The organism is Tenuifilum thalassicum (genome assembly GCF_013265555.1).
In the GTDB taxonomy this organism is placed as follows: Bacteria; Bacteroidota; Bacteroidia; order Bacteroidales; family Tenuifilaceae; genus Tenuifilum; species Tenuifilum thalassicum.
In genome coordinates this window covers 3,065,795-3,092,559 of record NZ_CP041345.1, presented here as the reverse complement: position 1 = coordinate 3,092,559, position 26,765 = coordinate 3,065,795, and the positions used below count along the sequence as shown (strand labels likewise).

Sequence of the window (26,765 nt, the reverse complement as noted above, 5' to 3'; positions counted from 1 at the left end):
AATGGTCAAGATTTCTGCGGTTATTATTACCCTAAACGAAGAAAAAAACATTGAACGTTGTATTCGTTCTATTCAACGTGTAGCTGATGAGATATTGGTTGTTGATAGCTTCTCGACTGATAAAACTGAGGAGATTTGTAAAAGATTGGGTGCTCGATTTGTTCAGCATAAGTTTGAAGGATTCCGCGATCAAAAGAACTACGCAGTTTCTCTTGCAACATATGACTATATTTTAGCTCTAGATGCCGATGAGGCGCTTTCATATGAACTTGAACAAGAGGTATTAAAGGCCAAGAACAACTGGCAATACGATGGGTATAAATTCATCAGATTAAATAACTATTGTGGGAAATGGATACTTCATACCGATTGGTATCCAGAAAAACGAATCCGGCTTTACGACCGAAGAAAAGCTAAGTGGGATGGTGCCAACATACATGAGGTTGTCAAAATGACCCCTGGAGCATCTGTTCACTCCTTAAAAGGCCATCTGCTTCATTGGCGCTATAAAACTTACGAGGAGCATATAGATGAGATTAATAAGTACTCAACCATTTCTGCACATGAATACTATAAAGCTGGTGTACGCGCGAGTTCCATCAAAATAGTATTGCATACCCTTTGGCGATTCTTTCATTCGTATTTTATTCGCAGGGGGTTTATGTCGGGCTTCAACGGTTTACTAATAAGTTTTCTACTATCTGAACACTGTTTTGTGAAATATGCAAAGCTAAGAAAACTTTATAAGCAAAACCGGAAAAAACAGCCATACCCTTATATTGATATCAGAAACACTCCTACTGGAAACAAACCCTTAGCATCTGTTATTGTAACAACTTATAATCAACCCGAATGGTTAAGAAAAACTCTTTGGGGCTATGAGTTACAAACTGAAAAGAATTTTGAACTTATTATTGCCGATGATGGTTCTGGTGAGGAAACCCAAAAAGTGCTAAATGAATTTAAGGAGTCAACTTCCTTAAATGTAATTCATGTTTGGCATCCCGATAATGGCTTTCAGAAATGTCAGATTCTAAATAAAGCTATTTTACAATCAAATTCCGATTATTTAATTTTTACCGACGGCGATTGTGTTCCTAGAAATGACTTTGTAGAAGTTCATCTTCAAAAAGCTCAAAGGGGCTGCTTCCTTAGTGGTGGTTACTTAAAGTTAAATAAAAAGGTTTCCGATTCGATCACTTTTGAGGATATTAAGCAGGGAAAACCATTTACCATGTCCTGGTTAATGTCCATGGGGCAGCCATTCTCCTATAAATTTATGAAGTTAACTCAAAGGCCTTTCCTTCAAAAGTTGATGAATACGATTACTACCACAAAACCTACATGGAATGGGCATAATGTTAGTGGCTGGAAAGACGATATAATTGCAGTAAATGGATATAACGAGGATATGCAGTATGGGGGCCTCGATCGCGAATTGGGTGAAAGGTTAATGAATTATGGCGTAAAAGGGAAACAAATTAGGTACTCTGCTGTATGTGTGCATTTAGACCACCCTAGACCTTATAGAACCAAAAGTACTTGGGAAAAAAACTATAGAATTAGAAAAGAGGTTAAGAGGAAAAAACTAAAGTGGACTACTAACGGAATTGATAAGCATTTATCGTAATGAATAAGCCAATTGCTTCATTAATAATATCAACATATAAAAACACTGAATTTTTAAAAGTTGTTTTAGATTCGGTTTTTAATCAAACCGACATGCGTTTTGAAATTATAATTTCTGAAGATGCAGAGCATGATCACGTTAAAAGTTTTATAGAAAGCATAAAATCTCCAGTTCCATTATACCATCTTACTCAACCCGATTTGGGATGGAGAAAGAATCTAGCATTGAATAGGGCTATAGAAGCAACAAACTCAGACTATTTGGTATTTATCGACGAGGATTGTGTCCTTCATCCTCGCTTTATGGAATTTCATATTAAATATGCTTGTGAAAAGGCTGTTTTGGGAGGTAAGAGAATTAAACTTGATCCATTTTCAACAAAAAAAATGGTTAAAGGAGATTTATTACCTGGAAATATGAATTCTTACTTGCTGACAAATTATTTTAAAATAAAGAAAAACGGAGCTCGATTCATAGAAGAAGGGTTTTTTATTAATCCGAGAGGCATTTTGGGATTTGTACCTCGTTTAAGGTCCATGTACCAGTTGAAAGGATGTAATATGTCGTTTCCTAAAAGTGCGATTTATAAAATAAATGGATTTGATGAGGATTATATTAGACCAGCAATAGGCGAAGATATAGATCTTACCTGGCGATTCCAAAGGGCTGGATACAAAATTAACTCAGTACGAAATCTTGCTGTACAGTATCACTTGTATCATAAGGAAAACTGGCACGACCAGGAACAAAACTATCAGATGATGATGGAAAAGCAAAAACGCAATGAATTTGTCTGTAGAAATGGTTTAGTTAAATTATAAATGGATTTTAAAGAATCGCTTGATAGAGTTCTGAAAGTACTTCATACAGGTGGCATAATCCTCTATCCCACCGATACCGTTTGGGGCTTGGGTTGTAATGCGACCAACGAACAAGCTGTTAAAAGGTTAATGGATATTAAGGGAAGGCCCAATGGAAAAGGTTTGGTGGTTTTGGTTGATTTACCCCAAAGAATTCCATCTTATGTAGATGATGTTCCCGATATGGCCTGGGAGCTAATTGACCTAGCCGATAAACCGTTAACCATTGTTTTTGATAAAGGGAAAAATCTTTCCTCATTGGTTTACGGTAAAGGTGGGAGTGTGGCTATAAGGGTCTCACAAAGTAAATTTTGCCAGCAGCTAATCTCGAAGTTTCGTAAACCCATTGTTTCAACCTCGGCAAACTTTTGTGGTAAACCCTATCCTAAGTCGTTTAACGATATATCTATTGAACTGATTGATAAAGTGGATTTAGTTGTACCTATAGAGTTTGATACTGATTCAACTGGCAAACCATCATCGATAATTTCTGTAGGCAAAGGGAATACTGTTAAAATTTTACGAGATTAAATTTTTTCTTTTAACCTTTGTATACTACTTGTCGTAAAAACTTTAAAAAAGTGCAATGCTTAGAGATGTTTTATTAGCTGCTATTTGCTCCATTTTTTTAAGCTATTTGGGTTTTGCACAAAACGACACATCTTGTAGCAAGGTTCAATCTATAGTTGATTCGGCAGGGTATGCTAAATCCCCACAACTTAGAATGAAACTTGCGTTAAAGTCCTATGATCTTGCTCAAAGTTGTGGTGATGAAAAGCTAATTGCAGATGCAACTAAAGCAGTAGCTCTTGCACATTTTCGTTTGAACAACTACACGGCAGCAGAAGATAGCCTTCAAAAAGCTTTTATAATTTATAAGTTAATTAACGACAGCCTTGGTATTGCTGAAACCTATTATTCGTTAGGTGTATGTAACTATAGACAAGGAAACTATATTGATGCTTTTGATTTTTATGAGCGTGCTCTAGATATTGCCCTCAAAATAAGTGATAGCGCAACCATTGCTAAAAGTTATAATGTATTAGGTTTACTTTATTACGATATTTCAAATTTTGAACTTTCTAAAGAGTTTATTTTAAAATCGCTTTCATACTATGTTAAAAATAATGATTCGCTAAATATTACAAGATTAATTGGAAATCTCTCTTTAGCTTACATGAGGCTTGGTGAGTTAGATTCAGCCCAAGCAATTCTTTTTAATACACTTAATGATTATCAGAATGTATTTGATTCCCTAACGCTAGCCTCATATTTCGATAATATTGGAATGCTTTATGAGCATAGAGGGAAACTTGACTCAGCAATACTATATCATAAGCGATCTTATCAGATATATGGTAAAACAGAATCGCAGCGAGGGCTTTCTTTACAGCTAATTTCAATAGGAAGATCCCTTATTGCACAAGAAAAGTATAAATCTGCAATTAGTTATCTAAAAAGAGGTTTAAAAATTGCAGAAAACCTTTCAGATCCTCAATTATTAGCTCAGGCATGGAAGTATATGTCAAAATGTTATGAAAAATTGGGAAATTACGAGTTAGCTTTAAAGTTTAACAGACAGTATATAGCTTATATCGACGAGAATTTTACACCAGAAATAATAAAGAGAATATCACAGCTTAACACTCTTTTATTGCAAAAGGAAAGGGATTCAAAGAATAAGTTACTTGAGGCGGAGTTAAGTTTTAAAGAGGCTAAAGAGAAAAAAAATAGAGTCATAATAACCCTTTATACCTGGATAGCAATTATTCTTATTCTTGGACTTTTAATGATTACTTTCTTAGCGGTTAAATGGAAGGAGGGTAAAAAAAAGGTTGAGGAAACCAATGCAAAGCTAGCACGGTTTAATAGCGATCTCGATTTAATGGTTAGGTACCGAACAGTGGAGCTAAACGAAGCATTAGATAAGATTCGAGAGTTGGAAAGGTTAAAATCGGCTTTTTTAGCCAATATCAGCCATGAAATACGAACGCCATTAAACGGATTACTTGGGTTATCATATTATTTAACCTCTTCAGAATCAACACTCGATGAAAGGTTGGAGTTGGGAAAACAGGTTAAACGATTGGGCGATAAATTGCTTAGCGTTGTTGATGATGTTTTAGAACTATCAAAAATTGAGACCAATCAGCTAAACATTTTACTATCCGAAGTTAATCTTAACGATTTGGTTAATGAGGTGAGTCAGGAGTTTCTTGATAACGAAGAGTTCAAGAAAAAACAGCTTTACTTTAAAGTAGTTAAAAGCTTACCCGACGATAAGGCAAATATTATAACAGATAGGTATAGGCTAAAAAGCATCCTTGTTCATCTAATTGAAAATGCATTTAAATTTACCCATCAGGGCGGGATAGAGCTTAGCTACTCTATGAACGAAAATTCTACAATCACTTTTTATGTTAAGGATACAGGAGTTGGAATTCCAGCTGATATGCAAAACAGAATATTTGAGCGATTTTTTAAACATGTGGGCGATGATAGTAAGGTGTTTTATGAGGGTATTGGCATTGGGCTTACCATTGCTATGGGATATGCTATGGCTTTAGGCGGCAATATCAAGGTCAAATCTTCGCCAGGGAAAGGTTCTACTTTTATTACTACAATTCCTGTTAATTTTACCGATAGCGAAAAAAAGGTTGAGGTTGATTTTTCAAAAAGAAAAATCCTTGTTGTAGAAGACGATTTGATTAGCTATCAGTATATTGAGGCACTACTTTCCAAAACTGGTGCACGTGTGCTGCATGTTAAAAATGCTGATGATGCCATTGAGGTGGCAAGCATTGATAAAAATATCGATCTAATTCTTTTGGATATTCATCTTCCTTTTAGGAGTGGGGTAGATGTTGCCTATGAGTTGAAAAGGATGAATATTGATATACCTATAATCGCTCAAACTGCCTTGGATAGCAAGAGCGATGAGATAAAATCGCTCAAAAAAATTGGGTGTACCCAGTTTTTAAGTAAACCCATCGATCCTGATGAGCTACTTAACCTGTTGAGAAAAAATTTTGAAAAGAAAAACCCCAACTCAGGGAGTTGAGGTCTGATTGGTATAATTAACCTGCTTAAACGTTGAATCGGATATGTAGAATGTCGCCATCCTCTACTATGTAGTTTTTCCCTTCAACATAAAGCTTCCCCTTTTCTCTACATGCTTGCTCTGAACCAAGGGTAATAAAATCGTTGTATTTCATAACTTCAGCACGAATAAAGCCTCTTTCTAGGTCGGAGTGGATAACCCCAGCAGCTTGTGGGGCAGTCATGCCCTTTTTCATTGTCCAGGCCCTAATCTCTTTAGGTCCTACTGTGAAAAAGGTTTCTAGGTTAAGAATAGAATATGCTGCTCTAATTAGCTTGTTAACGCCTGGCTCTGTAAGTCCTACGTCTTCCAAAAATGCCTTACGGTCCTCTTCGCTATCGAGCTCGGAAATTTCTGCTTCAATCTTACCTGCAATAATTAGAACTTCGGTGTCCTCGTTCTTCAGATATTCCTTTACTTTATTGGAGTACTCATTCCCATCAACCGCTGACGATTCATCAACATTACAAACATAAATAACTGGTTTGGTTGTAAGCAAGAATAAATCTTCTACATATTTTTTATCCTGCTCATCAACAGGAACTGTTGACGCGTTTTGAAACGATTCAAGGTGATTCTTATAAATAGAAAGAACTTCAAATGCTTTTTTTGCATCCTTGTCGCCAACCTTTGCTGCTTTTTCTACCTTTTGCAACTTTTTCTCTATAGATTCTAGGTCGCGAACCTGTAGCTCAAAGTTTACGGTTTCAATATCGCGAACTGGGTCAACAGAGCCCTCAATGTGGGGTAGCGAAGGGTCGTCAAAGCATCGTAAAACATGTATAAGAGCATCGCAATTTCTTACATCGGCTAGGAATTTATTGCCCTCTCCTTTACCGCCTGTTTTTGAAAGTCCTGGGATGTCAACAATCTCTACGGTTGTATGGACTATCTTTTCTGTGGGCTGAAATTTCTCCAACACGTACAACCTATCGTCAGGTACATTTATTGTACTTAGGTTTGACTTACCTGAACCAGTAGCAACAACACTAGTCTGAGCCTTGGTGCTCGACATGCAGTTGAATATAGTTGTTTTTCCAACATTGGCTAAGCCAATAATACCACACTTTAAACCCATTGCATTAAAATTTAGTACGCAAAATTACCTTAAATCCATCAGATAACAAAAAAGCGGCAAGAGCCGCTTTATATCAATTCGCTTCAAGAAGCTGAAGAATCTCATCCATTTTTGGAGTAAGAATAATTTCGGTTCGCCTGTTTTTTTGACGTGCCTCGGGTGTTTTTGCTTTATCGATGGGGAGGTACTGGCTCCGACCTGCAGCGGTAACTCTTACTGGGTCAATTTTTGAATTTTTAAGAAGCAACCTTACAATGGTAGTTGCACGTTTTACGCTTAAATCCCAGTTGTCAATTAGCGCTCCTGTGCCTCGGTATGGCACATCATCGGTATGACCTTCAACCATAATATTAATATCTGGGTTCTGTTCCAGCACAGGAACAAGTTGACGTAATGCCGTAGCACCCTTTGAGTCAATTTCGTAGCTTCCCGATTTAAACATCAGCTTTTCTTCCAACGAAACGTAAACCTTACCATTTTGAATGGAAACGGTTAATCCCTTACCTTCAAATCCAAAAAGTGCGTCAGCAACTCTCTTACGCAAGGCTTGCATTATTGAGTCCTTAGCATTCAGCATTCGCTCGAGCTCAATTAATCGGGCATTACGCTCTTCTAGCTCCTTCTTCATTTGGTCGAGGTCGGCTTGAACCTTATCCAGCCCTAACTTTCGTTGATATAATCTACGCTCTAATTCTTTTAAAGCATCTTCTTTTTCTTGTAGCTCTTCCTGTGTTTTTTGAATTTGAACCAGTAGCTTACGGGTTTCATCCTTGCTTCCCGATATAACTCCATCCTGTAAGTTTTTTAGTTCAGTATAGCGCTCCTGTAGTGTTTTTAGCTCCTCTTTTATCCTGTTAAACTCTACAGCACGATTAAGACTATCAGCAGTTAGTGTTTCAACCTTTGATTGCAAAATACGTGTCTTACTTTCGAGTTCTGAGTTTTTTGTGCTAAGGCTTTCGTTTTCGATTGATAGTTTATCGCGTTCCTCTTCACATTTAGCATTTTTATCTTGTAATGCTTGAAATTCTTTTGCAGGAACACACGATGTAAGCACACCTAAACAAAAAAGCAAAATTTTGTAGGTGGGAGTTGTCAATTTCATAGGTTCTTATTTTGAAACAAATATAAAAATTATATTTCTCCTAAATAATCATAATTAAAAGCAAAATATCAACATTAATATGTTATTTAGACAGAAAACATTTGGTATAAAAGTTAACAAAGAGCTATTTTAGCTGTTACTGTTATTCAGGGGAAGATATTATGGAGAGCCAATACAAATTATTGTCGCAAATTGATTCACCAGATGATGTAAAGAAGTTAAGCTTGCAGCAACTTGTTGAGCTAAGCGCTGAGCTTAGGCAGTTTATTATAGATGTTGTTTCGGAGAATCCGGGCCACTTTGCATCAAGTCTTGGTGTTGTTGAACTTACTGTGGCTTTACATTATGTCTATAACACTCCATATGACCGTATAGTTTGGGATGTTGGTCATCAGGCCTATGGCCACAAAATACTCACCGGTAGGCGCGATGTTTTTCATACCAATCGAAAATACAAGGGGATAAGCGGTTTCCCAAAACGTGCCGAAAGTCCATACGATGCTTTTGGCGTTGGGCATTCTTCCACTTCCATTTCTGCAGCACTGGGCATGTCTGTTGCTTCAAAGCTTAAGCTAGAAAACAGAAACATTGTAGCTGTTATAGGCGATGGAGCTCTCACCGGTGGAATGGCATTTGAAGCCCTTAACCATGGCGGTAGCATAAATCCAAATATGCTTGTCATTTTAAATGATAACAATATCTCAATCGATCCAAGTGTTGGGGCTTTAAAAGAGTATCTGCTCGATATAACAACATCAAAAACCTACAACAAGCTTAAAGATGAGGTGTGGGACATTTTAGGCAGGATTGATAGGCTTGCTCCTAAAACTCGTAGCGTTATACAAAAGATTGAAAATGCCGTTAAGTCTGCATTACTTAAGCAGAGTAACCTGTTTGAATCCATGGGGTTCAGGTATTTTGGACCTGTTGATGGACACGATGTGGTTTACCTTGCAAAAATTCTTAAAGATTTAAAAGATATCCCGGGTCCAAAACTGTTGCATATTGTTACGGTAAAGGGCAAAGGATATTCACCTGCCGAGAATAACCAGACAGTATTCCATGCTCCAGGTCTATTTGACAAGGAGACTGGTGAACGGATAAAAGATAGTTCAGGAAAACCTACTCCACCAAAATACCAGGATGTATTTGGTGAAACCCTTGTTGAATTAGCAGAGAAAAACCCCAAAATTGTTGGCATCACACCAGCAATGGCAACGGGCTGCTCATTGAATATAATGATAAATAAAATGCCCGATAGGGCTTTTGATGTGGGGATTGCCGAGCAGCATGCAGTAACCTTTTCCGCTGGATTGGCTGCAGAGGGGCTTATTCCCTTCTGTAATATCTACTCTACTTTTATGCAACGCGCCTACGACCAGGTTATTCATGATGTGGCCTTGCAAAATCTACCTGTAATTTTTTGTCTCGATAGGGGTGGCCTAGTAGGCGATGATGGTGCTACACATCATGGCGCTTACGATTTGGCATACATGCGAAGCGTACCAAACATGACCGTTTCTGCACCAATGAACGAGGAGGAGCTTAGAAACTTAATGTACACCGCTCAGCTCGAACTCAAAGGCCCCATTTCAATCCGTTATCCCCGAGGTATTGGTGTTATGGTTGACTGGCGAAAGCCATTCCAAAAGGTTGAGATAGGTAAGGGAAGAGTTCTACGAACAGGCTCCGATATCGCCATTCTTACCATTGGTCATGTTGGTAATTTGGCTTCTGTTGCTGCTGATAGGTTAGAGGCCGATGGCGTTGGTGTTTTCCATGCCGATATGCGGTTTGTTAAACCCCTCGACGAGGAGTTATTAACTAGGGTGGGCAAGGAGTTTAAAACGGTTATTACTGTTGAAGATGGTTGCCTACCTGGCGGTTTTGGTAGCGCTGTTCTTGAGTGGTTTAACGACAATGGTTACAGCGTTAAAGTAGTTCGCTTAGGAATTCCCGATGTTTTTGTTGAGCATGGGACACAGAAGGAACTCTATGCTGAATGTGGATTTGATATTGACAATATATACAAAACGGCAAAGAAGTATGCCAGTTCTAAGGCAAAGCTTAGAGTCGGCTAATTTTAAAATTCGATTTTTGAGAAATTGAATAAACTTATTATATTCGCAGCGAATTTGATACCATGCCCAGGTGGCGGAATTGGTAGACGCGCTGGTCTCAAACACCAGTGGTAGCAATACCGTGTCGGTTCGACCCCGACCCTGGGTACAAAAGCCTCGATATCTTATCGGGGCTTTTTTTATGTTTCTTAATGAGTATGGGTCCGAGAATGTTTAGGAAATGATTCGGAATGAATCGGAAATATTCGGAAGATTAAAGAACTATGTTTGGAGATTAGTTTTTATAGCGACCTCAACCCACTGCCTCTTCTCCAGGTAGTAGAGCCTAGCACACGTTGGTGATATATCGCTGGGTCGTGCCGACCGCTCAGAGTCCTATTTATTAGGAACTGGCAATATTGATTACTTTATTCACCCAACACCGCTTTTTGCAAGAGCATCTGACTATTCCCATAAAACGGTACATCGGTTTTTCCTAAAACAGTTGCAGGAATAGTACTTATCTCCGATAAATTGTCCATAGGAACCAAAACTGTTTTCGCACCATTATCCGAGAGCATCGTCACTTTATCGGCAAAATTATTTGCCCGTTCAACCGCACCGCCAATTGAAATATTGCCCAAAATGGCCAATGCCGGTTTAAGATTCTTTTTATAAATAGAGGAAATGATAGCAACATAAACTGCCGAGCCAATTCCACTACCAATATTTACTCCAATCATCGTAGTTATCTGAATGTTCAGATCAATTCCGGAAAGCGAGTGCTGCTCTGTTAATATGGTTTTCTCGTTTGCCCTGATATAATTAACGGTATTTTTAATGTCTTCTTTTACTACCGATGAATTGGTTCCTGTTATATTTACTTTTCCATTGCCTTTCACCGCTACCACTTCTATCCTCACTAACGATACATTTTCGCCATCACTGGTTGAAGTATAGCATACACCGGGAGAAAGCGGGCTGGATTCAATTAAAGAAGATCCTCTTTCTTCGGGCAACCCAACGAATATTTCTTCCTGAGTTTCTTTGTCGATATAGGAAAAATTCGTATCCCAAAATTCCATTCCTCCAATTCGTTTCAATTGCTCTTTAACCCTACGCCTCATCTCCATGGCAATTTCCAGATATTCCCGCATATCCTCTTTTGTAAAATTACCGTCCGGATGAAGTAGCTTAATCAGCCCGGAAACGATTCTTCTGACCGATTTTGAATCTCTTTGCTTAAGGTGACTTCCTAAAGAAAAATATTCATCCAGCTTATCGTAATAAGTGGTTTTCCTTTGCGATTTTAAAACTTCGGAGAAGAAGTCGGTACTAAAACCAAAGTGCTTGGTGAAATTCTCCGGAGCGAACTTTGTTATTTCCCAACCCGGCAGATATAAATTTATTCTGTCCAAAAATGCTGTATCGTAATTTACTTCTTTGGATAAAGGGCTGAATAGGTGAGAAGTCTGCAGTATTGTTTCAACGGGCTGATTGATGTTGCCGTTCAGAATGATGGAAGCCGAGCCTGTAATCTCTCCACCTTTGGCACGGGAGAATGACCCCGACTCCATATAATCTTTCATTAAAGGAATGGCATCGCGATCTTTGAATAATTTATCGGTACTTTCATCGAAACAAATGGCATCCCATAAACCAACTGCGCCCACACGACCGGTTGTATTATTAACAAAAAGTTGTGCAACCGTGCCCTGTCCACCAGAAATCAGAATTGCATAAGGGGTAATTTCTTTGTAGATATACGACTTACCCGAAGAACGCGGTCCCAGCTCCACCATATTGAAATTGTTCTCAACAAGGGGAATAAGCCGGCATAACAGCAGATTTTGCTTGCGTTCGTCCAAACCTACACTATCCGGTTCATATCCTGCACTGCGCAGTAATAATTTTTTCCACTCTTTTTTTGTAAATTCTTTACGTTTGTTAATAATTTTCGAATTGTCAAAACTGCTAAGCTGAATTGGTTTGATATCTTTCACAACAAATGGATAAACCGTATTTCCAACTGTTATCAAAGGATCATATTCCATTTCAATAATCGCCCAGATGCCGCCCAGCAACAGCTTTTCGTGACGCTTGATTAAATCATCACTGATGTTAGCATTTTTAATATTGCTGTTAAAGATATGCGCCCAGTAGCGGTCATTCTTGGGATCGAGCGTAGCGGATATTTTGTCAATAATTTTATACCGCCCTTTTTCCCTGAGTTTCGATTGTATTAAAGTGCTCTCTTCCGGATTTACGTAATGATCCCGGAGAACGGTTTTTACATTCTCCAGCCCTTCCTTCAGTTTTTCTTCGTCATCGGTGCTGCACGTGTTGGCCAGAAGATATTCCAGCACAAATGCCGGAACATTGGCTCCGCCTTTGATTATACCAACTAAATCTTTTTTGACCACAAAACCTCTGAAGTGTTCGAGGGCTTTTTTATCCAAATCGTCTAATACTATCATTTTACTACCTTCTAAAATTTATAATAATCCGTCCAAATCTCTTGCCGATGATTTTTTAATTTCAACCACATCCAGCTGTTCTTTGGATTCCGCATCTATTACAACCGCTTTAACTACACTGTTCCGGTCAAATGAAAATTCGTATGAGATTGTTTTACCCGCTTCAATGGCGGCAATATTGCTTTGGCTGAATTGTTTGTTTTCAGTAAATAAAATAACCTGTATTTTCCTACTGGCTGCAAATAAGTCTCCGGTTGATTCAGCTGCTTTCACTTTTAAACCAAAATTCTCGCCAACCACTTCGGCAAGCTCACTTTTGTTTTGGATTACCACCTTTAATCCTTCAACTGAAGCCTGTTTCTTTTCAAAGACAAAGTTGGGGATGATGACTTCCTGTGGCGTTAAACCACCGTGAGCAAAACCGTAAACGCCCACCGACTTAAACGGACGGTGATTCTTTGTCACATAAACATAGTTTCTGTCGCCATATTTTTCTGTAAATTCAACCCAATTGGGTTTGTTTTGCTTTTCCACGGTGCGAATGTAGCGCTCGTGTATTTCCGCTTTTCCGCTTACATCTGCCTCAATTTTATCTGCTTCGTCCAGCAATCCGGTAAGAACAAAACCGTGATCGGTTACCAGATGCACTTTATAACCTTTTTTGATGAGCAGCTCAATTTTTTCAACCAACACCTTTTCAAATTCGCCAAAGAGTTTCAGTGCGCCCAGCTGCAGTTTTTCACCCGCACTGTCGATATCCTTGTAGGTCAGCACCAAGTAGTCGGCAGTTTCACCGTAATTCAGCGCTTCAAGGTTTTTAAATACAATTTCCTTTCCGGTTAGTTCGAGCAATCGTTTTTCGCGATTTTTTTGCAGCTTATCTATTTCTCCTGCCTGCATATACAAGGCGCTCATATTGTGTTCGGTCTCGGATGGAACGCCCGCCAGCATCACCTCTTTGCTTACCTGAAATGAACCGGAAAGTTGAGCAGACACATATTCGGCCATTTCGTAGCGGATGCCATCGCCCACAATTACAGCCGTTTTGGGCTGCGCTTGTTTAAATAGATCAGCCAGATAACCCGCCTGATTCGGCTTGTATTCGTTTATGTATTCAAACCAGTGAGACAGCAGCTCCGAGTTCAAACTTTCGTAATACTCCTGTATGGGGCGGATAATCTCCTCTTCATTTATAAATTCAGCATATAAGTTTCGAATGGCACGATCGACCTTATAAAATGACGATGTATAAAATTCAACTACCTTGTGTATATTGCTACAGCCTGCCAATGGTTTGGTATCGAACGAAACAAGGGTAATCAAATCGTTCTGCCAGCCGGGAAGAAATTGCCGGGCATAACGGCTTTTTACCCGCTCCTGCAACTTTTGAATTTTCTCCCCTACAAAGGGGCGGTTACGGAAATTTTGCGCAATCTCCTTTAATTGGCATAAATCTATTTGCTTAAAGCAATGATCGGGATGCACATTCCAGATATTGACATCTGCCGGAATTTTATACTCTTCCGCATACTTTTTGAGCGACTGCGAGTAGGTTTGGCTGTCAACCCATTTGCGATAAATTGCCAGCAATTCCGGTTTAATATCGTTGTTGAGCAATTGGGTAAAAATAAGATGTGCCACTTCCTTTGCCAGTGTTTGAGGCGGTTTTTGCGTGTAGGGCTGCCCCAGCAATTCAAACAGCTTTTCCTCGAACAAGCGTTTTATATCATCATCTTTATTTGCAAAATAGCCGACCGGATTGCTTAAAAACGGCAACAACTCATCTTCCAGCGAAATAAGGTCTTCGAGGTTTTGCAGAATCTTTTTCCACCATTCCAGTGTTTTGCCCACGCTCAATTTGGCAGCTGTAAGCAGCAAGTTACTCTCCAGCATAATTTGAAGTCCGGTGGCGGCAAACAAGCGTTCCTTAAGCCATTGCACCGGCTGCGAAAAATCCACACAACCGTGGGTAAAGCAGTAATCGAATATAAAACTCAACTGCTCTTTGGGGCGGGTGGCATAAAACACCACATTTTGATCGGCATAGTCTGTTTCGGCTTGGTAACGCAAAAGCATTTCGTCTTTTACCCGCTGCCACTCTTTGGCAGCCTTTTCATCGGTGTGCAAAACCGTGTAGCCCTTGTCTTGCAAAAGCTTTATCAAAAAGGCGTAGCTGCGAGTGGGATCCAGCACCACCACGCGTTTGCGTTTTGCCAGTTGGTTGTCAATATCTTCTATAAACCATTTATCTATCATCTTACCAGTCAGCGTTTAAATATTTTTCCAATTGTGAATTTTTGCCTCCGGATTTCAGCACTTCCGCCCGCAGCAATCCTTTTGCCTGCAAGGGGGCAATGTTTTTACCCACGCCATCATCAAGCTTCGGATCATAGCCTTGGGCAATGAGTTCATCTATTTTTTTGGTGAATTTTTCTATTTCGTCCAGCTGAAAATGAATTGTCTCCTTTTCGTTTTGCGCCTGGGCGGTGTTTACATCCTGCAATTGCAACAAGCGGTATTCCAGATTGTTTTTGCGGTCGTGAATGTATTTCGACTTGATTTTATACAAGCTATCGCGGTTCCACTTGTAAATGAGCGTGTAAAGTTCCAGCCCCTGGTATTTGCCGCTGCTTAAGTGCCAGATAAAAGGCGTTTTGGGCAGATACCTGAATACATTTAGCAAATCGCCTAAATCTGCAAAAAAGTGATGCTCCAGATACTCGTTGAGCGGGCGGCCCAGCAGCTGATCGAGCTGTAAAAACTGCGCCTGAGTAAAGCCGTTTTGCAAGCAGTAATGCTCCAGCCGCTGCGAAAGGGCATCTTCTCCGGGCAAGCCCACCAGCGGAATAATGCCGTCATCGTCCTGCTGCAAAAGTGCCCGGATGGTATCTGCCAGAAACTCCAGCGCCATATCCTTTGCCCTGCCTGAGGGTAAAATACGGGCTTCCTTAAACCAATACCACACATTGATGGGGTTTACCTGATGCCGTTTGCAAAACTCTTCCAGATCGTTGTTACTCTGGTAAAGGGTGGCAAAGCCCTCTTTTATCTCCCTGATTTTTTCATCCTCAAATTCTGCAGTGGGCAAAGCATTAAGATGCTGCAATACCGTTTCTTTGGTTGGGGAGTTTTCCTGCTCTATTTTTTGCTTAAACGCCTCCAAAGCCTCTGGCAGCACGGGTAGAGAGCCGATGGATTTACCCATTTTTGCCTCCACCTGCTCGCGGTCTTCGGGGCTTAACTCATACACCTGGTAAATGAGCTCGTCTATGATGGCTTCGTTTACCAGCACCTTGGTAAGCTCGTAATTCTCGTAATTGAGGTAAGCCAGCGCCCGCTCCTGCAAACTGTTGCCCGGAAAGGCGGTTAAAGGGCTCTGCTCAAAATTGATTTCGATGAGGCTGTAGGTGCAGAGCTGCTTTTTGATGGCGATGTTTTGTTGGGCGAGATTTGAAAGTATTTTTTCAATGTTTTCTGTTGGTCGAACAAATGGGATTCTTTTAATATCGCCGATTGTTGTTTCTACAGTAGGATTTAAGCAATTTACAATATAAAATGAAAGTTTTGAATTTAACAAGCCAAGTAAAAATTCATATCTAATGTCATCTTTTTTTTCTTTCAAAAATATTGAAGAGCCTTTGCCATCAAAAATCGAATTTTTTGGTAAATATCTGAATGTAGAACCTTTCGACCCAGTAGTTGAAAATGTGACTCCTTCTTCAAAATAAAACTTTTCATTTTGTGGTCTTGATTTTAGTTTGCCACTGCTATCAAAATAATTTTTTATTTCTTCTCCAGAGCGTTCCCAATTAACGACTAACCATAAATTTCCATACCATTTATTAAATGGACCTCCTTTTGCATATTTAACCCATTTAAAATCAAAGGAAAAATTATTATCTAATTCTTTTGTTATTATAATTTCCCAATTAAACCTTAAGAATCTTTCATTATTTCCAGTTATCAAACCCTGTGCAATGTGGTAATATTTTTCTAAAACTTCCCCCCTAAACTTCTCCCTAAATGCATCGCTGATCCAGTAGATAAAGGGCCAGCTGTCGATAATTTTCAGCTTTTCCTGATCTAATAAAAACAAATGTTTATTAGGCTTGTTAGCGATAAAATCATCTATTGCTTCAGATAAAAACAACTTTTTCCTTGTTTGATTAAATGTATTTGAATATTGGTCTAATGATATAAATATGGTTTTCTCTTCGTTTAACTTATTTGATTCTAAAACGTAAAAAGCCGGGTCAACAAATATATTCTGTGGAAAAAGCCCTCCCATACCAAATTCGACTAAAATACTTATGTGATAGTGATTTAATATCTCTTTTCTAACATCCTCAAATGATTTAATATACATAAAAGTAAGAGGATGGATCATACCAATTTTCCCATCAACATCTAATAATTCCATATTTCGTTTAATAAACACCGCATACAAATTGGTATTAAACTTATGGGGCTTTTTGTAGTTGGCTTCCACAAACTTTTTCAGTTCGGGTCCAAAGTCAGAGCTGTCGGTATAGGGCGGGTTGGCTACAGCCACATCATATTTTTGGGTCAAAAGCCGCAAAAAGGTAATGGCATCGGCTGTTTTGGTGTTTAAAAAGTTAAGCCCCTCTTTGGTTTTGTTGTGCTCAATGGCTTTTTGCAAATTGCCGAAAAAGTTTTGGCGGAACGCTTCGTAGCTCTGCAGATTTTGCTCGGTAAACAGATTTATATTTAGTCCCTGTTCTTCCTTTACCAGTCCGTGCAATTGCAAACTAAACTTTTCCTGCAACCGCAGCAGAGAACCGAACTTGTAGGCTTTTTGCAAATCGCTCCAGAGGTCAATTACAATCTTTTCAAGTTCGGGTTTTAACTTTTCGCCATTTTCAAACAGATGTTTAACCTGTTCATAATCGGGCAAAAAGAAGTCGGAGCTCACCACATTAAAGCGTTTTATTTTAATGCTGCGTTTTTTGCGTTTGGCTTTGATGTATAAACCGAGCTGTGCCAGTTGCACCGCGCGGTCGTCGATGTCGATGCCGTGGAGGTTATTTTCGATAATCAATTTAGGAATTTCATCCTCGTCATAATCGGCACCGTAGTTTTCAATCTGGTCGAGGTATAAATCGTAAAACAGATCGAAGGCATAGAGCAAAAAGTTGCCCGAGCCGGTGGCGGGGTCTATTACCTTTATTTCGTGCAGCGGTTTAATTTCGCGGGTTCTTTTCGCGGGCGCGTAGGCAATTTTGTATTTCTCTTTTATGTTGCTGTCGGGGAACGTCTCCAGATAGAGCTTGCCCAGACTGTTATCCACCAGAAACTGCACCACCCATCGGGGTGTGTAAACCTGGCTCTGGATGCTCACCTTGTTGTATTCGGTTTTGCTGCCACTTGCCTTGTGCGTGTCTTTTTTGTAGTTGTTGTAGCTTTCGTAGAGCCAGCCCAGAATATCATCGCTTTGCCAGATATCCGCTCCCACATCGGCATCCTTTTCTATGGCGTTAAAGGCATCGATAATGGCAAGCAGTTCAATGGAAGTGGGCAGCAAATGGAAGGGATGCTGCGGACTGAACAGAGGAATCCCGGCAGAGAGTTCCTGCAGTTTCTCTTCAAAAAAGGGGAGCAAACCTTCCTCATCGCTGTTGCGCGCTTCGGGGTGCTGTTCCAGCCATAGGGAATGGGAAAAAGAGCGTCCGCCCTGCTGTTCCCTGCGGGTAATCACTTCGGGAATAAGCGTATGGGCTTCCATCACTTTGAGGGCGGCTATGCGGTTAAACAGCGTAAAGGTGAGCTCTTCCACCAGTTTTTCGTAGCCTTCTTCTGCCTTGCCGGTTTCGGAGGTCATCGTTGCCAGAATTTTTTCCATCCGTTGGCGGTCGGCACGGTATTCGGCCGGAATGTTTTCTGCGGGCGAAATGCTTCCTTGGGCAATTCCCATTCTGCCGAGGCGGTTGTTGTATGCCCGCTCGATCAGTTCTCTTATTTTGTCGATATGCTGTGCAAGTTTCATAGCTTACTCCACAATAATTTCATCATCATCATCAGCTGAAGCAATTTTCTGCAGTTCCTGTTGCAGCCAGTTTTTGTAATCGGCAACTTTCAGCTTGCGTCCGGGCAGTTTTGCAACAAATGTCTTTGGTTGTGGCGGCTGTCCCGGTTTGGGCTCCTGCGGTTTTTCTTTTATCAATCCGGCTTTCAGAATATCGAGTTCGTTTTTTTTGCTGTTGTATAAATCGATAAACGAAAGCACTTCGGAATAAGTAAAACGGCTTATTTTGTCTTTTACGTCAAACTCAAGGTCTATCGTGTTGTTAGAACGCTGACCGGCATACTGTTTTAGGCTTTCGGCTTTTGCTTTTGCCGCCTCGTTCAAACCTGCCGGCAGTGAATTGATTTCAGCGATCAAGTCATTCGCCATTTTTTCGAGCTCGCTATATTTGGCAGCGCATTGGCTCATCGCCTCGCTAAAAAGCGTGTGGTAGCGGTCTTTGATCTGCTGAGCGGTTTGCTGCAGGCTGCCATATTTTTCCACAATGTTATTTGAATAATCCTTGTTAAACTGTTCAACCAAAGCCTGGATTGTATCATCGGATTTAGCCGCTTTTTGCAGCTCATCCATCACCGCCTCGGTAAACTGTTTCCATTGCTTCACATTGGGCAGCTTGTTGCGGATAAACTTTTCAATCTTGAGCGTTCTGTTTACGGCATCTAAATATTCCTGTTTTCTCGCAAGGAAGCCGGTCGCCTTGTCGATATAGTTGGCTTCGCTAACCGGACCGGTAAATTCGCCCAGAAAATCTTTGTCGGCATTCGCATCCGGAAAAAGCTTGTTAAATTCTTTCTCGCTGTTGGCCAAAGTGCCTATCTTATCGGCAAAGTGTTTTGCCAGATCCCTCACCGCGCTTGCCAGTTCAAAATCGTTGGTGTTGTAGTCTATTTTTCGGCCGATATATTTTTCCGCTTCTATATCTAGCATAAACTGGGCTATTTCCTGTTTTTGCTGCAAGGATAGCGATTTTGAAACGGCTTTGAACGATGCTTTACGGAATTCACGGGCAGCTGAAAAAATATCGATTACTCCTTTATCTCTCCACGAGAATTTATCTTCGCCATTGTATTTGGCAATTACCCTGCCTGCTCGCATCAGCACGGCAACGGTTGTCATCACCGTACCGAAGGAGTAACCTGTCGGAGGTTTTTCCAGCTCCATCTCCAAAGTTTTTCCGTCAACAAAGGTGTTGCGAATTTTATATAAAATTTCTTCGGCAACTTTTAGGTTTTCCCCAATAAAATTTCCCTGCTTGTCGAAGAAAGCAAAATCATCTCCATGAAAATAAGTGTGGAGCCGGGAATCAGTTGCTTCTTTAATTACGGCTTTAGCTGTTTCGTCACTCAACTGGCTTTGCAGCCGCTTGGTAAACACATTTTTCAGCAATTCCCTTTGCTGCGATTGAATAAATGAAACGGCAGTCTCTTCGGTTAATTTATAGGTGTTGAACAAATATATTAAATCGCCTGTTTTAAGCGCATTTTCCACAAGCATTTTTATGCGGTTTTGCTTTTCGCTTTTGGCAGTTGAGAAACCCATTAAAATTTTACCTTCTTCGCTGTTGGGATTGGTATATTTCTGTTCGAGATAAGAGATTCTTTCAACCTCATCAATTAGTTTATCGATTTCGCTGAAAGTGTTATTATCCGGCACCAGCCAGATCAAATCTTTATCGTTCTGATGCTGCACCTTCAGCGTTTCGATATCATTGTTTCTGTTATCCGAAATATTATAAATGCTCTTGATTTTGAGTTGCAGTGATTTGTTTGCCGGAGTGGTCAGCTCGTCATCGTTATCGGTGGTAATGTAAAAGTCGAAACTTAATCCGTTGTCGCCAATTCGGTTAATATTTTTAAGCAGCTCGGATTGTTTTAAGGTTTCAACGAATTTTTTCTTTTTCACAAAACCCTGAACCGTATATCCGTTCATTTCGTCTAAAAGTCGCTGCTCGATATCGGAGGTAATTCGATAGGTACCATTTGATTTAAGCAATATTTTCGCTTCCAACAGTTCTTCCAAAGCTTTTTCGATATCAGCTTTTACCTTATGGTACTGGTCGGGCTCGTTTATATAAGATTTTATGATGTTGTCGATATTTGCCGGAGTAACTTCGGCTTCGGATAAAAAGTTGATGGTTTCCAGAAGCTTACGCCCGGAAATGCTTGAATTGTTTTCCCTTAAAATTCTTTCGGCATTGTCGTACCGGTTAACCAATCTTACCGGAGGAGATGGCTGTGCCTGTTTGGCTACTTGCCAACCAGTCACAGTTCTAAATAAATCTTCCTCTTTTACCTCTTTTCTCAAAATGTCGAAAGTGGTAATGATCATTCCGCGCGCTGCAACCTTTGTAGAGACATATCCTTTTGTGCCGAACAAAAAATTTTGCATTAAATCGAATTGATGTTTGTAAAAGGGATAATAGGTACTGTAAGAATCTTCATTGTCGGTTTTAACAATACCTGCGCCTATCAATGAAGAATGATCGGCTATTTGTCCGGAATGCTTTTTGAAATGATCTTTTAATGCATCAATGCCTGTGGTTGTCTTCTTTAACAGCCGGCTTTTTATAATTTGATCCACCTCGGTTGCTTCGAGGTGAATTTTGGTTTTAAAACGGTCGGTAACTTTGGTTAGCTGGGCTTTGCTTACATTGGAATTATTAATCACATCATCCAGTTTTTCCTGAGCAATGGCAATGGTCCAAACCCGGTTTCCCAAAGAAGAGAGGGCTTCGCTCACGCCTTCCAGATCGAGCAAACTAAATTTCCCCTGGTTAATCGCTTCGCTGGCTTCATCGAACAAAAATACCAGTTTTTCTTCCTTGTTGATTTCCAGATAATTTTGCAGTTGGTCTTTGAGCTTCGAAGCGTCAAAACTGTCAATATCCCGTCTTATTGTTTCCAGAATATTGTTATAGTCTTCTTCCGAATTGCCTTTATCAATATAGATTTTCTTAATTGCCCTGGCGTATTCCAGCATTTTTGATTTTAAGGCATTCCAGTCGGCAGTCAGTTTTTCGAACACATAATTTTCAACGTCAATATTATTGTCATTAATCATTAACTGATAAAGAATGAAGCCGTGTTCGTTCTGCGGTAAATTAAGCGCCTTCAGAAAATTTCTAAAAAGTGCATAGGCAAAGCCTTTGGAAGTATCCTGCTTGGCAATATCAAGAAAAATAACTCTTGACTGCACAGAATCCAAACCGGACAAGGAGTTTTTAACCAGCGCTTCATCGCTGATGCCCGTAAACCGTTGCAAAATTCTCTCCCTTGCCGGAGTTCCCAATATTGATTGGTTGTTCAGCAGATAGCCCAATATTTTTCCGAAGTATGATTTCCCCGAACCGTAAAATCCGGAAATCCAGACACCTGTTTCACGGATATTGGATACATAGGTTGAGATGAAATCGGCAAATTCTTTTGCCAATCCATCCGTAACAATATAATTCTCAATCTCTTCTTTTATTTCATTCTCGGAGATGTTTTCAAGGTCGATGACATTTTTAATATCTTCGTCAAGATTGATTGTTAAAATCTCTTTTATTTTCATAATCATCCCTTTGTTTACTTTATTATCATACATCTGTATTTGGAAGCTACCCGTGTATTAAGAAACATTAATTTGTCTTTTGTATCGGTAGCCGGATACAAAATCACCAGCGGCAACTGAGCTTTCATTATCTTTTCATGTTCTATAATGTGAATATTATCTATGCCGGTACCATACAATGCACCAACCGAATAAAGAAAGGGAATTTTACCCGCTTTAAAGGCATCGTTAATTCTTTCAATGATATACTTGAAAAAATCATCGTCATTTTCTTCCGGTGGTGATTTAAATATCTGGTGAACCGAGCTTTGCAATAAATCAAACTTCTCCAGAACTTCTTCCTTGTGTTGCCCTATAAAATCAATCAATAGCCGGTTTAAATCGATCATTTCATATTTGTCCCCAGATAAGGTTTTACGTGATTCATCAATGAACAAATGTTCCTGGTCTGGTGGACAAACGAGCAGAATGGAATTCCCGCCATTGGCATTGAGCTTTATATCGGACTTATTGCCAGCTTCGACAAGCTTTTTTACCTGTTCGATTTGTGCTTTAATTTCTTGTAATGGTTTCATATAATTTTCCAAACTCAATTTTTGTCTCAATTTTTAAATTATCACCAGTATAGTAGATATTAAAATAATCGGTAAAACTTTTTTTCTTCAATCTCTCCAGCAACAGCTCTGTTTCCATAAATCCGTACTTTAACCACTCACTCTTAAGTAGATTTGGTCCTTGCTCAATTGCTGTTATCCAATAAATAAAAATGATAAACATTTTATCATTTAAAAAGGGATGTAAAATGCTTTTTGTCTGTTTCCCTTCCAACAAACCAAACTTTTTTAGCAGTGTAAGGTATTTTGAAGCAGTTGTATTTATAGTGCTTTGTGTCCATTTCTGCAATTGTGGCTCTGTACTTTTCAATTCATTTAAGTATGAAAAAACTTCATCGATTCGCAAAGCAGCCCTGCCGCTGTAAAAAGCTTCAAAATAAACATTCCTGTTTACAGCGTGTAATAATTCATTGTTTACTGAAGCATTCCAAAACAAAAAATATAAGAAATCCTTGCTAACGCCATCATTTCTAATTAGTGAATCAAAAAGAATTTTGGATTTTTCGTTCTTAAAAGAAAGAAAGGTTTCTTCAATCGCTCTTTTAAATCTTCTAATGGATTTCTCGGTTTTCAAAGTTGTTTCTTCTTTACCTGATCTATGGTCATAGTTTATATCATAGTAATATTTAATCAGGCTCCAATCGGGTAATCCGCCTAAAATATTTATGTCAGTATTAATTTTCATATTCTTTACTTATTGCTTGTGCCTAAATAGTTTATAACCGTACCAAAAGTATGTTAATACATACCATTTTAGGTGTATAACCGTAACTTTGGTCGGGTTTATTTTTGTTAATAAAAATAGACAAAAACATCAGAAATCATCAAAAGGAGGCATAAAATTTTAAGCATTTATTGTTACTTGGGTGCAAGTATTTTAAACTAAACTGTTTTTGAAGGTTACATTCATAGCCTAGATGTATTGTCTTTAAATATTTTTTTATCAGTCTTTTATTAAGTACCTTTGTTTTAGTATAAATCAGGAAACAATGATGTCTTAATCCAAAAAAATTAATTTTCTAACCTATGGAACAGAAGTATATTCCTTTCGATGTTATTGAGAAGTTTATGGTTCAGGTGCTGGTAAAAGCAGGTGTACCTGAGAACGATGCAAAAATTGTAACCGATGTTCTTATTCAGGCCGATAAATTGGGATTCGATTCACATGGTGTAAATCGTTTAAAGCCCATTTATCTCGACAGAATAAAGGATGGCATCTTAAACCCTGTTACAAACTATGAGGTTGTTAAAGAAGGACCAACCACTGCTGTAATTGATGGGCATAACGGAATGGGGCATGTTATTGCCTATAACGCCATGAAGATGGCCATTGAAAAGGCCAAAAAGCTGGGGATGGGAATGGTTGCTGTGCGCAATTCCACCCATTATGGCTTTGCAGGCTATTACGCGTTGATGGCAGTAAAGGAGAATTTGATAGGGATTACAGGAACAAATGCCCGTCCCTCAATAGCTCCAACCTTTGGCGTTGAAAATATGCTTGGAACAAACCCTATGACTTTTGGTATGCCAACCGATGAGGATTTCCCTTTTCTTCTAGATTGTGCAACATCGGTTACCCAGCGTGGTAAAATAGAGCTGTACGCTCGCCAGGGGAAAACTCTCCCAAAGGGTTGGGTAATAGATGAGAATGGCGAGAGTAAAACCGATGCAAATGAGGTTTTACAAGACCTAATTGCCGGAAGGGCTGCTCTTACTCCGCTTGGTGGTATTGGTGAGGAGACTGCAGGTTACAAGGGTTATGGATACTCTACCGTTGTGGAGATTCTATCGGCTGCATTGCAACAAGGTGCCTATATGAAAATGCTTACAGGTTTTCGCGATGGGAAAAAGGTGCCCTATCAGCTTGGACACTTCTTTATTGCTATCGATATAAGTGCCTTTACTGAGGTTGACGATTTTAAGAAAACTGCAGGAAATATACTACGCGAGCTAAGGGCTTCGAAAAAAATGCCAGGTCAATCACGTATCTATACTGCTGGTGAAAAGGAGCACGATGTTTGGATGTTCAGAAAGGATAAGGGGGTTCCTTTCAACGAAAAGCTGTTAGAGGAGTTTAGTTTACTCTGCGATAACTACGACTTACAGAGTTTTAAAGAGCATTTTCAAAGCTAGCCAGGTATTAATTAATGCACGTAGATGAAACGTGCATTAATTTTCTTTGGACTAAAGGAAAGGCCATCTTCCATTAACCAACCGAAATTTCTCAAAACCACCTATTAACTTACATAATCATGCATTATATCGATATAGGAATTTTTGCCCTCTACATGATTTCGATGCTTGGAGTCGGAGTATATTTTTCTAGAAGAAATAAATCACACGACGATTATTATGTTGGAAGCCGAAAAATGTCTTCGCTTCATATAGGGCTTTCGGTTGTGGCAACAGATGTAGGAGGTGGTTTTTCTATAGGATTAGGTGGTTTGGGTTTTATGATAGGTCTTTCAGGTAGCTGGATGCTCTTCACTGGGATTATTGGTGCCTGGCTTAGTGCTGTTATTCTAATTCCAAGAATCTACCCCATTGCCAAAAGAAATCATTTTCTTAGCTTTCCCGAGGTGCTTAACTTTTTCTACAATAAGCATGTTGCTTTAATAGCTGGTGTTATCTCGTTAATTGGTTATATTGGATTTACAAGTTCTCAGATTCTTGCAGGTGCAAAGCTCGCTTCGGCAACTCTTCCTAGTTTAACAATTACCCAGGCTGTTCTTCTTATGGGTGTTGTAATTATTGGATACACTGTATTGGGCGGCTTAAAAGCAGTAATTTATACCGATACAGTACAGTGGATCATTTTAATGGTTGGGCTAATATTTATTGGTGTTCCATTGGGTTATATTAAAGTTGGTGGAATGGAGGTAATTAGGGAGTATCTGCCAACAGGTTTGCTCAGCTTTAGAAACATATCGGCAATACAATTCATAAACTGGATCATTACAATTGTTCCCATTTGGTTTGTAGGCATGACCTTGTACCAAAGAGTTTATGCCTCGAGGGATGAAAAAACTGCAAAAAGAGCCTGGTTTTTTGCAGGTTTGTTTGAATGGCCCGTTATGGCGTTTATGGGGACAGTGCTTGGGCTATTGGGCAGAATTGCTTTTGATCAAGGAATGTTTACACAGTTTGGATATGCGCCAGGCAGCAATATCGATCAAGAAATTGGGTTGCCATTGCTTTTAACCCATATTTTCCCAGTTGGTTTAATGGGGCTATTAATCTCTTCTTACTTTTCTGCTATTATGTCTACTGCCGATAGCTGTTTAATGGCTGCTTCGGGAAACCTGATTACTGATATTTTAGGTCTTACCAAAAAGAAAAATAAATCGAGCATTCTTTACTCACAGATAGCAACACTTATCATAGGTGTGTTTGCTATTGTAATGGCAATAAATATGCAGAATGTCCTTCAGCTAATGCTATACTCATATGCCTTTATGGTTTCTGGGATGTTTATTCCTGTTATTGGTGCATTATTCCTGAAAAGGCCATCTTCGCTCGCTGCTCTTGTTGCTATGATTTCTGGAGGAACTACAACACTAACCTTAATAATTCTTAAGTACCAATTGCCTTTAGGTTTGGATGCTAACTTTTTTGGGATATCTATTTCTCTTGTCTCTTTTTTACTATTTCAAATTTTTGATAAGAATAGTAAGTAATTGGTAAATCTGGATAAGTAAATACTGTTATTTTTTAATAAATTTCGACCTTGTAAAAATATTGAGGTTTTCAATTAGTTATCTTTAACTCATGGAAAAGTCAAAGTATCCCTATGGTGCCAAACAATCGCAGTTTGACATGCGATATCTTCAAATGGCCAAAATATGGGCCAAGAATTCATACTGCAAGCGCCGACAGGTTGGTGCTTTAATTGTAAAGGAACGAATGATTATTTCCGATGGTTACAACGGAACACCTGCAGGCTTTGAGAATATTTGCGAGGATGAAACCGGTAAAACAAAACCATACGTGCTACATGCCGAGGCAAATGCTATTACTAAGGTGGCAAAATCGGGAAATAGTTCCGATGGCGCTACGCTTTATGTTACATCCTCGCCTTGTATGGAGTGCTCTAAGCTCATCATACAAGCTGGTATTACCAGGGTGGTGTACTGCGATGAGTACCACAACTTAGATGGCGTGGAGCTGCTTAAACGTGCAGGAATTGAGGTGCAAAAAGTTGAAATTCAAGATATCGAGGATTATTAATTTGAGCTGATTACGAAAA

General features: G+C 39.4%; 16 protein-coding genes and 1 tRNA gene. 9 read left to right on the top strand and 8 right to left on the bottom strand.

Translation table 11 applies throughout. From position 1 onward, the window contains the following. Position 1 precedes the first annotated feature (1 nt). From FHG85_RS13185 to FHG85_RS12715, 4 genes are read left to right on the top strand one after another with little or no spacing between them, the layout of a single operon-like run. On the top strand, positions 2-1,630 hold the full coding sequence (locus FHG85_RS13185) for a glycosyltransferase family 2 protein (protein WP_181954721.1): 1,629 nt from the start codon (positions 2-4) through the stop codon (positions 1,628-1,630). Beyond that, a complete protein-coding gene (locus FHG85_RS12725) occupies positions 1,630-2,451 on the top strand; it encodes a glycosyltransferase (protein WP_173076509.1) in 822 nt (273 codons plus the stop codon). Before FHG85_RS13185 ends, FHG85_RS12725 begins: the two co-directional genes overlap by 1 nt. Next, positions 2,452-3,021 carry an L-threonylcarbamoyladenylate synthase gene (locus tag FHG85_RS12720; protein ID WP_173076507.1) on the top strand — a complete coding sequence of 190 codons (570 nt, stop codon included), beginning with the start codon at positions 2,452-2,454 and terminating at the stop codon, positions 3,019-3,021. Positions 3,022-3,076: 55 nt separating this feature from the next. Then, entirely contained in the window at positions 3,077-5,551 is a 2,475-nt protein-coding gene (locus tag FHG85_RS12715) for an ATP-binding response regulator (RefSeq protein WP_173076505.1), read from the top strand. A 25-nt stretch (positions 5,552-5,576) separates the two neighbouring features. Here the strand turns inward: FHG85_RS12715 and ychF are convergent, their stop codons facing one another. Together ychF and FHG85_RS13290 are read right to left on the bottom strand one after the other, a co-directional pair. Continuing rightward, positions 5,577-6,668, bottom strand: coding sequence for a redox-regulated ATPase YchF (ychF, locus tag FHG85_RS12710; protein ID WP_173076503.1), 1,092 nt, complete (start codon positions 6,666-6,668; stop codon positions 5,577-5,579). Between the two features lie 73 nt (positions 6,669-6,741). Beyond that, the gene (locus FHG85_RS13290; protein WP_173076501.1) at positions 6,742-7,773 is read right to left on the bottom strand and encodes an OmpA family protein; all 1,032 of its coding nucleotides are present in this window, start codon (positions 7,771-7,773) and stop codon (positions 6,742-6,744) included. 161 nt (positions 7,774-7,934) lie between these two features. Between FHG85_RS13290 and dxs the strand changes: the two genes are divergently transcribed. Both dxs and FHG85_RS12695 read left to right on the top strand, forming a co-directional pair. After that, positions 7,935-9,854 (top strand): 1-deoxy-D-xylulose-5-phosphate synthase, encoded by a 1,920-nt coding sequence (gene dxs, locus FHG85_RS12700; RefSeq protein ID WP_173076499.1) that lies wholly within the window; start codon positions 7,935-7,937, stop codon positions 9,852-9,854. Positions 9,855-9,918: 64 nt separating this feature from the next. Continuing rightward, positions 9,919-10,002 (top strand) — tRNA-Leu (locus tag FHG85_RS12695). Positions 10,003-10,261: 259 nt separating this feature from the next. Here the strand turns inward: FHG85_RS12695 and brxL are convergent. From brxL to FHG85_RS12665, 6 genes are read right to left on the bottom strand one after another with little or no spacing between them, the layout of a single operon-like run. Continuing rightward, entirely contained in the window at positions 10,262-12,310 is a 2,049-nt protein-coding gene (gene brxL, locus FHG85_RS12690) for a protease Lon-related BREX system protein BrxL (RefSeq protein WP_173076497.1), read from the bottom strand. Between the two features lie 18 nt (positions 12,311-12,328). Further along, positions 12,329-14,566, bottom strand: a complete 2,238-nt coding sequence (locus FHG85_RS12685) for a PglZ domain-containing protein (protein ID WP_173076495.1) — start codon at positions 14,564-14,566, stop codon at positions 12,329-12,331. Between the two features lies 1 nt (position 14,567). After that, positions 14,568-18,314 carry a BREX-1 system adenine-specific DNA-methyltransferase PglX gene (gene pglX, locus FHG85_RS12680; protein ID WP_173076493.1) on the bottom strand — a complete coding sequence of 1,249 codons (3,747 nt, stop codon included), beginning with the start codon at positions 18,312-18,314 and terminating at the stop codon, positions 14,568-14,570. 3 nt (positions 18,315-18,317) lie between these two features. Continuing rightward, on the bottom strand, positions 18,318-21,905 hold the full coding sequence (brxC, locus tag FHG85_RS12675; protein ID WP_173076490.1) for a BREX system P-loop protein BrxC: 3,588 nt from the start codon (positions 21,903-21,905) through the stop codon (positions 18,318-18,320). Positions 21,906-21,919: 14 nt separating this feature from the next. Further along, positions 21,920-22,480, bottom strand: a complete 561-nt coding sequence (locus FHG85_RS12670) for a hypothetical protein (RefSeq protein WP_173076488.1) — start codon at positions 22,478-22,480, stop codon at positions 21,920-21,922. Beyond that, positions 22,458-23,204, bottom strand: coding sequence for a BrxA family protein (locus FHG85_RS12665; RefSeq protein ID WP_173076486.1), 747 nt, complete (start codon positions 23,202-23,204; stop codon positions 22,458-22,460). The genes FHG85_RS12670 and FHG85_RS12665 overlap by 23 nt, the downstream gene beginning before the upstream one ends. Before the next feature lie 341 nt (positions 23,205-23,545). Here FHG85_RS12665 and FHG85_RS12660 point away from each other — a divergent pair, with 341 nt between their 5' ends. The 3 genes from FHG85_RS12660 to FHG85_RS12650 all read left to right on the top strand — a co-directional run bounded on the left by FHG85_RS12660 (position 23,546) and on the right by FHG85_RS12650 (position 26,746). Further along, complete coding sequence (locus FHG85_RS12660; RefSeq protein WP_173076484.1) at positions 23,546-24,652, top strand: Ldh family oxidoreductase; 1,107 nt, start codon at positions 23,546-23,548, stop codon at positions 24,650-24,652. Between the two features lie 119 nt (positions 24,653-24,771). Further along, entirely contained in the window at positions 24,772-26,196 is a 1,425-nt protein-coding gene (locus tag FHG85_RS12655; RefSeq protein ID WP_173076482.1) for a sodium:solute symporter family protein, read from the top strand. A gap of 91 nt (positions 26,197-26,287) precedes the next feature. After that, positions 26,288-26,746: a deoxycytidylate deaminase gene (locus tag FHG85_RS12650; RefSeq protein WP_173076480.1), complete on the top strand. Its 459-nt coding sequence runs from the start codon at positions 26,288-26,290 to the stop codon at positions 26,744-26,746. Positions 26,747-26,765 lie beyond the last annotated feature (19 nt).